Annotated in this window: 8 protein-coding genes; 2 read left to right on the plus strand and 6 right to left on the minus strand. The window is 39.4% G+C overall.

The window, feature by feature from the left end:
- Positions 1–109 precede the first annotated feature (109 nt).
- The 6 genes from F0145_RS04405 to F0145_RS04430 form a co-directional block, all read right to left on the minus strand.
- Complete coding sequence (locus F0145_RS04405; protein WP_150087084.1) at positions 110–676, minus strand: hypothetical protein; 567 nt, start codon at positions 674–676, stop codon at positions 110–112.
- A 399-nt stretch (positions 677–1,075) separates the two neighbouring features.
- Entirely contained in the window at positions 1,076–1,996 is a 921-nt protein-coding gene (locus tag F0145_RS04410) for a hypothetical protein (protein ID WP_150087085.1), read from the minus strand.
- A 440-nt stretch (positions 1,997–2,436) separates the two neighbouring features.
- Positions 2,437–2,904 carry a hypothetical protein gene (locus F0145_RS04415; protein WP_150087086.1) on the minus strand — a complete coding sequence of 156 codons (468 nt, stop codon included), beginning with the start codon at positions 2,902–2,904 and terminating at the stop codon, positions 2,437–2,439.
- A gap of 352 nt (positions 2,905–3,256) precedes the next feature.
- Entirely contained in the window at positions 3,257–6,082 is a 2,826-nt protein-coding gene (locus F0145_RS04420) for a T9SS type A sorting domain-containing protein (protein ID WP_150087087.1), read from the minus strand.
- A gap of 658 nt (positions 6,083–6,740) precedes the next feature.
- The gene (locus F0145_RS04425; protein ID WP_150087088.1) at positions 6,741–7,487 is read right to left on the minus strand and encodes a hypothetical protein; all 747 of its coding nucleotides are present in this window, start codon (positions 7,485–7,487) and stop codon (positions 6,741–6,743) included.
- A 506-nt stretch (positions 7,488–7,993) separates the two neighbouring features.
- On the minus strand, positions 7,994–8,179 hold the full coding sequence (locus tag F0145_RS04430; RefSeq protein WP_150087089.1) for a hypothetical protein: 186 nt from the start codon (positions 8,177–8,179) through the stop codon (positions 7,994–7,996).
- 930 nt (positions 8,180–9,109) lie between these two features.
- On the opposite strand from F0145_RS04430, the gene F0145_RS04435 reads away from it, so the two are divergent.
- Both F0145_RS04435 and F0145_RS04440 read left to right on the plus strand, forming a co-directional pair.
- Complete coding sequence (locus tag F0145_RS04435) at positions 9,110–9,943, plus strand: glycosyltransferase family 2 protein (protein ID WP_150087090.1); 834 nt, start codon at positions 9,110–9,112, stop codon at positions 9,941–9,943.
- Positions 9,944–10,622: 679 nt separating this feature from the next.
- The coding region (locus F0145_RS04440) for a glycosyltransferase family 2 protein (protein WP_150087218.1) at positions 10,623–11,398 on the plus strand (776 nt) is incomplete at its 3' end.

Raw genomic sequence — 11,398 nt, forward strand, 5'->3', positions numbered from 1 at the left:
TATAGGTTTTAATCGTAAGGCTAGAAAAATGCTTGAATATTTAGCTAAATCAAAGTTTTCTGCAAATATTAATTAATGAATATAGAAACCAGCTTTTTGTTTTCGAATTTTATAAGCTGAAAGGATCTATCAGGTTTAGCGTAGCGAAGAAAATATGGTAGAGTTGGCGTAAGCGCACAGGATCGGTTATGCCTTCCTCAATAATTAACTCCAGCCTCGAATCATTAGTTTCGGTATCGCCATCGTCGGGTAATACAATCTCGTAAGTAAAGTCTTTCAGGCTTAATAAAGCTGCGCGGGTGTCATCGTCGGTAAAAATGGTGCGTACCCGCGATTCGTCGGTGGTTTTAACAATTATGCGCTCGTCAAAATCGGGGTAGCCAATTTGTATATCCTGCATCCCGAAAAATTTCCCTAAATCGTCGAAAAAGCTTTCTTCGTGTAACGCAAACCTGAAACCATCGGGGTTCCGGAAGGGGGCACTAAAAATGGTGGTGGCAAAACCTCCTTCAAAGCCGCCACCTAAGTCTATATCAATATCCAGGGCAATTTCTTTGTTTTGCTGGTGAATAATTGCCTGGTATTGTAATAAATCAGGGTTCTGGGTTAAATCCTGGGCAAGTTGCTGCCACACTTCATCTTCGTTGTGGCCGTAAATGTGTCTGTTGTCTTGCATATATTTTTAGTTTGCTATTTTGCCATACGGCCTAACAGCTAAAAAGATTAATAGCCGCCTAAACCGGTTAAGTAGGGGAGAGGCTTTCAGGCTGATTATAATAAACGAAACGGCTACAGCAAAAAGATGAAATATTCCGGATATTCTAGTGGCATACTGTTGTTTAGTAGCAGTTAAGCACAAGAATATTTCTTTGATCAGAAGCTATGAGTAGCAGCAATATAAGATTAGCCTTATTATTAATAACAGGTCTGATAAATTAGAGCCAAATTAAAGAAGAACGGCTCGGTGTCTTAAATTTCCTGGTTTTTCAAAAGAGTATACGTGCTATTAAAAAAAAATATTACCGACCATCAGTAATCGACTATGGCCAGTAATATTTTTTTTGTCTGTTTTTACTTACCGGTTCTGATCCCGTTCGTTGCGGTGGCGGTTGTTGCCGTCGTAACCTCCCCGTTGACGGTCCCGGTTCTCGCGATCAGCACGGTCGTTGTTGCGGTTACGGCTGGGGTCACGGTTAACGCTGCCGCTCATTGGGTCGTAGTGGCGCGAACGATCTTCGTCGCCGCGCTGGCCATCGTAACCCCTGCTTGATGAACCAGCCATGTTGCCTTCATTTCTTTCGTTATAGTCGGTGCCGTAATGGCGATCTTGGTCATTGCCGCTGCCCTGGCGGTTACGCGGACGTTGGTTTGAGCCATAATCACGTTCCTGGTCGCGGCGGAAATCTTCGTCTATCCGGTGGTTGGGGTTGTAGCTGATAGAAGTTTGTTCGGGCATGGAGTTATAAAAGCTCTGCGAGGTATCGTAAATTTCGTACCGGCTGTTATCTTCCTGGTTGTTATCGTCGCGGCGTAAATCGCGGTTGGGGTCTTGGCGGTGTTCCCGGTGCTCTTCCGAAAAACGGTCGTGGTCACGGTCGCTAAAGCTGTTTTTATCCCAATAAGCGCCGTATATCTGGCGGTTGTTGCCAGGTACGGTATGACGGCCATGTCCGCTGGTAGAATCGAAGCCGGACCGGTTTTCTTCGCGGTGACCCCGGCCGCCCCGGGAAGAACCAAATCCTTGGGCGCCGCCGTAACTGCCCATATTGCCATAATTATTGGATTGTCCGTAAGTATTGCGTTGGTTAGCTTGTCCCCGGTCGTCCTGGTGGTTATCGTGCCGGTCGCCGTACTGGTCGCGGGTAGTACGGTGGTCGTCGAAACGGTAAGCTCCTCTATACATAGATTCCTGGTCCTGGCCCATATTCCGGTTGCCGCTACGGTTTTCACGATTGTCGCGGTCGCGGCGGTTATTTTCCTCATCTCTTCTATTCATAGTATTTTCTTTAAAAATTGAACTATACTGTTAAAGTACCTGGTAGTGTACTTTCTTGTTTTAACGGGAAATTCGGTTGGCAGTTAAGCAATTCGACTATTTTTATTCGAAAAGCCATTAAGCCAACTACCCAGCTCATAGCTAAGAACACTTCAAGATTAAAAAAAAACTTAAGTTGATGCAGTTGTTTTGTAGAACGTTACGGACGATTTGGGTTCAGAATTAGGAAGAGCAAAGGTTGAGATTAGGCAATATTTTATAAGCAACAGTTTTGGCTAGCATTTATGAAATTTATTAGCCGGAAAAGGATTGCACTTCTGGGAGAAATCAAACTTATATGAACAAGAATGATTTATTCATTAATTTAAAATAGGGCATGAAGAGAGCAGCAACCGGATAATTTTGAATCGGTTACCTGTTAAGATGTTAAATCGGGCTGATTAGTAGTTACCAGAAAAGCCGGGTTGTTTTATTTCGAGCCAGTGAAAAGCATCGTCTAAATCGGTAAAAGCCTCGAATACGAAAGCCGGTTTCTTATTTTGGCCCCTAAGTTCTATTACTTCGAGCAGCTTTTTGCTTTGGGTAATAGAAGTTGGGTTATACGGAACAATACGCGCCAATTTTTCTATTCCGGATTTGGTCAGTATAGGGCCACAAACTTCCAGAAACCATTCGTTGTTATTAACGAGGGCGAGTTGGTGGGCATCGCTGAGCAAATATTTAATTTTTAACTTTTTTACAATTTGCAGTACCTGCAAAATATTAGCCCGATACTCTTTCGGCGAAATGCTGGCTTTCCAGAGAACCTGCATAAATGAGAGTCGCCGGTATATCAATACCGAACAGGTTTCCAGTTCCAGTTCCTGGGTAGGGTTTTCCAGCAGTATAGTAGTTTCGGTGTTCAGCATATTTAGGTCATAACGTGCATACTTTATATTTATTCTTGCCAGGATGCACTAAGTTATTTTGGTTTAATAAATTTGCCCTTAATTTATGGGCAAGAACTCCGTAAAATATTCCTTAACCTTCGTCTAAAAACTAATTAATACTTGATGCAAGTATGTAAGAACTGCAAATATTATAATTAACAAAATTAAATAAAATATAAGATAAACTAATTTTATTCCCTAAACAGCAGTTGCTGCTTATAGACCATGTGGGAAAGACCGTGTAAGACCGGATAGGATTTAGCTTTAGAACATAAAAAAGCCCCTTACTTTTAAAGCAAGGGGCTTTTGGTTTTTAATTAGAACGGTATAGTTAGTCTTTTACTATCCGCAGGGTTTTAACACCGCTTTTGGTAGTTAACCGGATAATGTACACACCAGCCGGTGTAGTAGCATCGCCCCATTGTACCTTAACCGGAGTCTTCGCCTGAGCTTTACCAGATTTCAAAGCTTTTACCAAAGAACCACGTACACTGTAAACCATCAGGTTATATTCTTCATCGGTATCCAAGGCGAACTCAATAGTAGCCTGGTTGGTGAACGGATTTGGATAGCTGGTCAGTTTGGTTTCTTCGGTACCGGTGAATACTTCGGCTTCGGTAGCTACGCGTTCGGATTTACCATTAGTTTTGGCTTCATGGATCACAATTGAACCGCCAGCCAAAGCTGATGCAGGGACTGCGTTAATGTCAGTGGTAGTAACGTCAGTAGAACTAGTTGGAACATTATTATCGTAAACTACCAAATCGTTTTTATCCTTATCCCAAATCTTAATACGGAACTTATCTACACCGCCTCCACCATTAATCTGGCCATCAATTCCTGATACCATGAAACCATAGTTCCCATCTCCGTTAATTTTACCAGTACCGGTATAATTAGCTTTATAAGTAGCAATAACTAAACGCATATCATCGTAAGCGTTGCTATTAAAGTTTAGATTACCAGCTTGGAATTGGAATTCAGTTTGCCCATCCGGGATGGTTGTTCCTTTTTTGTATTTAGCAACAAAACCAAAGTTAGCTTTTCCAGTTTTTGAAACATCTGCCTTAAGAGCACCTGCAGGAGAATTAATCCAACCACCACCAGTTACAAAACCACCATTTGGATCATAAATAGGAAGATAGGCTACATCTTCTCCACATTCCGTGACTGCCTTTATCTTATAAACATCGGTTTGTAAAACTCCAACATCAAACTTGGCAAAACCTTGAGCATCAGATTTACATACCATTGGAGTACGTTGATCTAAATATAAAGTGACTGGAACTCCAACTGCAATTGTACCTGTAACACTATTTGTTACTTTGATAGAGATTGTTGTTGCAGTGCTCTTAACAGCTTGTGGTGTACTGTTTGCAGAAGCATTAACAGTTACACAAGTCACATCTATACTATTTCTACTAGAAGCATTGTTGTAGTTAGTTCCGTTAGTTGGAGTAAATACAACTGATAATTCTTGAGCATTACCAGCAGAAAGAACAGTTGAAGAAGTGATTACATCAGTGCCTTTCTTGTAGACAAAAGTACCAGCAACAGCAGCACTACCGAAAGAAGCAGTAGCATTCAGTTTACCAGTCAAGTCTGTACCGTAAGTGATAGGTGCTAACGGATTCGGTGTCCATGTAATTACAGGGTTAGCTTTGGCTACCGTGAAGGTTCTATCTACGTTTTCAGCCGCATTGTAATTAGTATTACCAGCCTGAGAAGCTCTTACGGTTACATCACCGGCACCAGTGATGGTGATGGTGTTGGTGGTAGTGTTGATAGAAGCCGGACCACTTACAATGGCGAAGCTTACAGCATCACCAGAAGTAGCGGAAGCCGATACAGTAAACGGTGCATCACCGAACGTCTTACCTGCTAAAGGAGCAAAGGCAATGGTCTGGTTAGCTTTGGCTACCGTGAAGGTTCTATCTACGTTTTCAGCCGCATTGTAATTAGTATTACCAGCCTGAGAAGCTCTTACGGTTACATCACCGGCACCAGTGATGGTGATGGTGTTGGTGGTAGTGTTGATAGAAGCCGGACCACTTACAATGGCGAAGCTTACAGCATCACCAGAAGTAGCGGAAGCCGATACAGTAAACGGTGCATCACCGAACGTCTTACCTGCTAAAGGAGCAAAGGCAATGGTCTGGTTAGCTTTGGTAATAACTAATTCACCAGTTCCTTCAATTGGCAAATAAGTATTTGTTTCTCCTGTAAATGATGCTGTTATTGTATAATTACCAACATTTCTATTTTCCAAATTAACTCCGGTAAGTGTAGCAATCCCATTTGCATTAGTATTTACTGTTCCTACAATTGTATTTCCTATCTTAAATGTAATAGGCTTATTATTTAGTGTTGTTTTAGGCGTGATTTGGTAATTTGAATAAAAGGTAGCAGTTAGTGAAACTGTTTCGCCGTAAGAACCCTCTACTTTACTTACTTCTAAAGCACCATAATTTGCCGTAAATAAAATAGCACTTGCTTCATTATTTGGGCCTGCGGTGAATGAATTGCGTGTCTGTTGAGTAGTTGGAGACAAATTAGTACCTACTCTATAACTATAATTAAGAATAGAATAACTAATAGAAGGAGTCACAATAAAGGTTGGAGTGAAGCTATTTACAGTAATAACTGTATTATTTGAAGCTGTACTTCCAGCCGTTAATGGCGGTGTAAAAGTTGCAGTTCCAGGAGAATTTCCAGAGGTAAAATTAACTGTTACTGATGTCCCAGTTGGGAGACCGGATGCTGCAAATTGAAAACCACCATCAGTAAATTTAGTTTGAGCAGTTAATAGAGATGTTTGTCCTGTAGCCGTCAAAACAAATGAAACACCTAAATGTCTAATTTCAATTAGATATTGATCATTATAAATGTTCCCATTTGCATCAGCTACTGCATAACGATTATGACCATTAGCACAAACAGCAGGGGTTTCATCAAAATGCAATTGCACGGTTTCACCTGGTTGCCATCCTGTACCAGTTACTTTAACAATATCACCCGGTTGGTAATCTAACTTATCAGTTGTAACCGTTTGCGCAAAAGCGCCGGCCGTGAGGAATAAACTAAAGAATAGGAAAAGCAGGATGCCGTAGCACCTGGAGTTTTCCCTTAAAAGAATGGGGGGTAAGTGTTTAATCATAAATAGTTTTTTAATGGTGTTTAGTTGATTATTAGGTTTGCTAATACCTGGGGCCTAGCCAGCGACAAGAGGCGTTTTGTTTTAAATTGTAAGTTGTTCAAGGGATTTATTAATTAGGTAATAGTTTACTGTTACAAATATGGCTTAATAAAGAGATGATTGTATAAAGTTTCGATTAATCGTTAATTTTGCGCGCCGAACCATTATACTCTTTAGATGAGTAAAAGCTGACTATCAGATATTCTATGATTATTAAATATTTATCTTACTTAATTCTGTGAGAAACAAATAAACAGCAAGCCTTATTTATGATATATGTTAGATGTTTAATTAAACAGATTTAAATAAGAATTGAAGGTTCAACATCCTATTATACAAAAAACGTTCTTTAATTTGCAATATTATTTTAAATATTATTATTAATATAATAAAAAGTGCCTCTATTTGCATAGAAAGGCTTTTTGAACTGATCTTAGAACTACTTGAGTGTTTATAAATTTTTGGTTATATATTTAATAATGTTTACAAAGAATTAGTTGTCATCAAACTTTGAAACCTGTAATAACACGCACTATACATTTATAACCTTAACAGTAATCAATATTACTATTAAAGTAAACAGAATGCCGCTTTTTACTTGTTTGCTGATACTTCTCTGTTAAACTTTGTAAGGCATACTATTTATACTTTCTAAGGCCTTGTTCAAGGCGGTAAGTTGGTCTTTACCTACAAAATATTCGTAAGGATTAGCCCCGCAAAGGTCGCAAGTATGATTAAGCTGTACCAGCGCTTTTAACTTTGGATAAATAGCCGTATTAAAACCATCGAGAAAGGAAAGTATTAACGCGTATTCGTCGGGGGGCAAAGTGGGTTGCTTGCTGCGCACTACTTTAATTAATTGGGTTAGCAGCCGCGTAATGTGGTGCAGGTGCTGACCCACCGGTGAAGTTTTCAGCGTATATCGTAAGTGGCTGGTAAAAATAAGTGGTGGAATTTGCCCGTTGTGGTAATTCTGGTGAGACTCCAAAATTGTTTTCAGGGCTTTTTCTACTTCTTCGGGGCAAAACTTTTCGTTTTCTTGTTTAAACAGGGTAAACAATTCCAGAATATACCGGGTGGCTACTTCGGCATGAAGCCGCTCTTTCTCAGAGGTGTGGATGTTTTGCTGTACAAGGTTCGTTTGCTGATATTCTTTAAAAGCAGCCAGAGTAACCATAATTCCCGCTAGCAGCAGCAATGGCGTAGCTATGCTGCCAAAAGTAACACCAATGGGCCAGGTAAGTTCGCCGCTAAACAACGGCAAAAAAGAAAAATACCGCTGAACCGGCAAAAGCAGCATAATTAATGGAATGGCAAAGGCCAAAGTAGTTGGCAAGATCAGGAACCGGAGGTGTGTGGTTCTCATAAGAGATGTTTAAGTATAAAATTTTATAACCTTAATTTAAATTTCAGTACAAATATATAAAAATATATATATTTAATATTAGTTAATAAATCTTTTATTTACATACTAGAAGTTCTGTAGTGGCAGGGGGTTAAATAAATAATTTTTTGACTTACAGACAGGCTTCTTAAGGAACTTCGCTAAATGCTTTAATAAGCCTTTTAAAGATGTGTTGCAGCTATTTGAATTTTGCTGAATAGGCAGGAAAGCGGAAAGTATGCAGTTTGCGTAAAATTATGGTTGTTCCGAAGCTTATACCCTTAGCTTGGACATACAACCTGTTATATAATGTGATGGCTATGCCTAACCAAAAATTTCAACCGGATAATAAAAAAGCCGTTGTTTAAACGGATTGGAAAGGAGTTACATTATGGCCTTAGCCAATAAACTAAGGTATACGGATTATTACGCCGGAAGTAAAAAGAGAAGGTTTAATTAACCTGGTACTAACAATAACGTTATTTTTATTATCTGCTCTCGTTCAGTTTACGCAAACGGTTTTCAATAATATGGATGGTTCGGCGCATTTCATTCATTACGGCCTTTTTTTGCGCTTGCCCTAACGACTGGCGCAAATGCGACAGGTATTCCTGGCAATCAAACTGATTTAATTTACTAAGGCTTACCTCATCTACTTTATTCTGAACTACCATTTTACTTTTAATTATTTTAGTACAATAATATTCGAATATTTTTATCTATATCTTGCATACGCCTTATTAAGTAGTATTAAAAATAATAAATTATTGATAAAATCGCAAAATGCTTTCTTCAGATTAAGTATTAATTTCTATTTTTCAGTATAAATCTGTACTACTGCGTGGGCCAAAATAGTGTTGCATTAGTATTTCTTACCAAACACTGCGCTAAATGGGTAAGCTACCTATCAGAAGAAGATGTAGTAATAAAGTCTAAGATTAGCTTTTTAGCGTATACTAAATATGTTACTTCGGAAAGCAAAAAACCTTGCTGCTAAAAAGTAGAATAAAGGGTATGCAATAGCTTTATTATACAAAACTGCCAGTGTTTTACATTATATTTTATAGTTATACGCTGCTCACCCGTTGGTTTTACCCATAGTAATATTAGCGTGTTAAACCTTTTAACAAAATACGCGATTTTTTAGGCCTTTGCTTAAAGCAACAACAATAGGGTAAGACTAAGGTGAATTTAGCTCCAACTAATATAAATAATAAATACAGGTGCCGTATAATTAAAGGGTTCGCTTAATTACCTTAATTTATCTTGTCCGGTTAATTTTTAGGCTTAGAGTATAAGATTTGTTATGCAAATTAATTCAAAATATAATAATAATAAATTTTAATATTTATATTTAAATATGTAAACCTCTTTCTTATTTAATCGTAAATATTGCCTGAATTGTTTGAAAATAATTTAGCTATATTTGTTTTTATCTGAAATATTATTTAATTAGTATTTTAATTAACTATTCGACGACATCAATAAAATGAAACAATAACTAACTGTTTAGATCTGGTTTGATTATTGTTACAACAGTATTGATATCGCTATAAATTTTATTACAAAGCGGGCTATCTACTAACACCATTAAAGTTATTATCATGAAGATTTCGATAATTACGGTTTCTTACAACAGCAGTTCTACGATACGGGACACGATAGACTCGGTGTTGTCGCAGGACTACGCCGATTTTGAATACATCTTAGTAGACGGGCAATCCACGGACGGGACCTTAGACATTATTCGGTCTTACGACCACCCGAGCATCCGTTGGATAAGCGAGCCGGACAAAGGCATTTACGATGCCATGAACAAAGGCGTACAACTGGCAACCGGCGATATTATCGGCATCTTAAACTCTGATGATTTTTATACTGACCAGCAGGTGTTGAGCAAAGTAGCCCGTACTTTCCAGGAGCAGCAGGTAGAAAGCGTGTACAGCGATTTGGCGTACGTAGATGCCAGCGACGTAAACAAGATAGTACGTTACTGGAAATCCGGGCAGTACAAAGAAGGCAGTTTCCTGGAAGGCTGGATGCCGCCGCACCCGACCTTTTTTGTGCAGCGGAGCGTGTACCAGAAGTACAGCCAGTTTGATGTGCGCTTAAAATCAGCGGCCGATTACGAGTTGATGCTGCGCTTTATTCACCGGTTTAAAATATCGGTGGCTTACATACCGGAAACATTGGTGAAGATGCGGGCCGGAGGGGTGAGTAATGCCAGTTTATTGAACCGGTTTAAAGCCAACCGGGAAGATAGATTAGCCTGGGAGTACAACAAGCTGAACCCGAAGCTTTATACCTTAATGCTGAAGCCTTTGCGTAAACTGCAGCAGTTTGCCATTGTTTCGCCTGAACTGCGCATGCTTAAACAAGCCGTGAAATTAATTGCCCGATTAATATTGCGGGGTCGGCATGCCAAACGGACATTTTAAGCTGTTCACTATTTTTTTAATATAAGTCGTAAAAGAAAGGAAGTACAGGGTACTTCTTTTTTTATTTTTATTCAGGAGGGTTTGTAGTATGTGCCCAGTATTTAAAAGCAAAATATTTAGCTGGCCACTGCCTGTTTTAAAGGGAGCCACTTGCTTCCGGAATAGCACAGGGTACATTTTTATTTAATCCTAAACCCGAATATTTTGCTTTCTCTTTAATCCTGAATAACAAAGCCGTACTTTAAATGAGTATGCGGCTGCCGGGCAAGTTACCAAATAGTTACAAGCCGGTAATAGTAGGTTGGGCTTTAATTAAATTTTTATCAGATCTATATTTTTTACAGCTTATCTATTACCCGCAGTCTGCATTAATCTTACCCGAAATAGCGTAGTAGTAACTCTTATCAGCCCGAAGAAATAATGCTCCGGACAACCTAAAAAATAGTAATCTTATAATATTATTTTGTGGCTTTAAGCGGCAGAACAAAAAGAATAGTTAAAATAATATTAGATAATTTGAATATATGGAAATTAATTGCTAAATAGTGCCAAAATAAAACAGTATACCAGAAAAGTTAAGCATTTCTGAACTTTCTATAAAGAAAACAATTTGTGGTTTAACTTTTGTTAGGTTTCTTAGGCATATTAGGCTTATTTTTGATTAATAATATTTCTGAAAATGAAGATTTCGATAATTACGGTTTCTTACAACAGCAGTTCTACGATACGGGACACGATAGACTCGGTGTTGTCGCAGGACTACGCCGATTTTGAATACATCTTAGTAGACGGGCAATCCACGGACGGGACCTTAGACATTATTCGGTCTTACGACCACCCGAGCATCCGTTGGATAAGCGAGCCGGACAAAGGCATTTACGATGCCATGAACAAAGGTGTACAGCTGGCAACCGGCGATATTATCGGCATCTTAAACTCTGATGATTTTTATACTGACCAGCAGGTGTTGAGCAAAGTAGCCCGTACTTTCCAGGAGCAGCAGGTAGAAAGCGTGTACAGCGATTTGGCGTACGTAGATGCCAGCGACGTAAACAAGATAGTACGTTACTGGAAATCCGGGCAGTACAAAGAAGGCAGTTTCCTGGAAGGCTGGATGCCGCCGCACCCGACCTTTTTTGTGCAGCGGAGCGTGTACCAGAAGTACAGCCAGTTTGATGTGCGCTTAAAATCAGCGGCCGATTACGAGTTGATGCTGCGCTTTATTCACCGGTTTAAAATATCGGTGGCTTACATACCGGAAACATTGGTGAAGATGCGGGCCGGAGGGGTGAGTAATGCCAGTTTATTGAACCGGTTTAAAGCCAACCGGGAAGATAGATTAGCCTGGGAGTACAACAAGCTGAACCCGAAGCTTTATACCTTAATGCTGAAGCCTTTGCGTAAACTGCAGCAGTTTGCCATTGTTTCGCCTGAACTGCGCATGCTTAAACAAGT

The sequence above is a fragment of the Adhaeribacter rhizoryzae genome, from assembly GCF_008629685.1.
Classification (GTDB): Bacteria; Bacteroidota; Bacteroidia; order Cytophagales; family Hymenobacteraceae; genus Adhaeribacter; species Adhaeribacter rhizoryzae.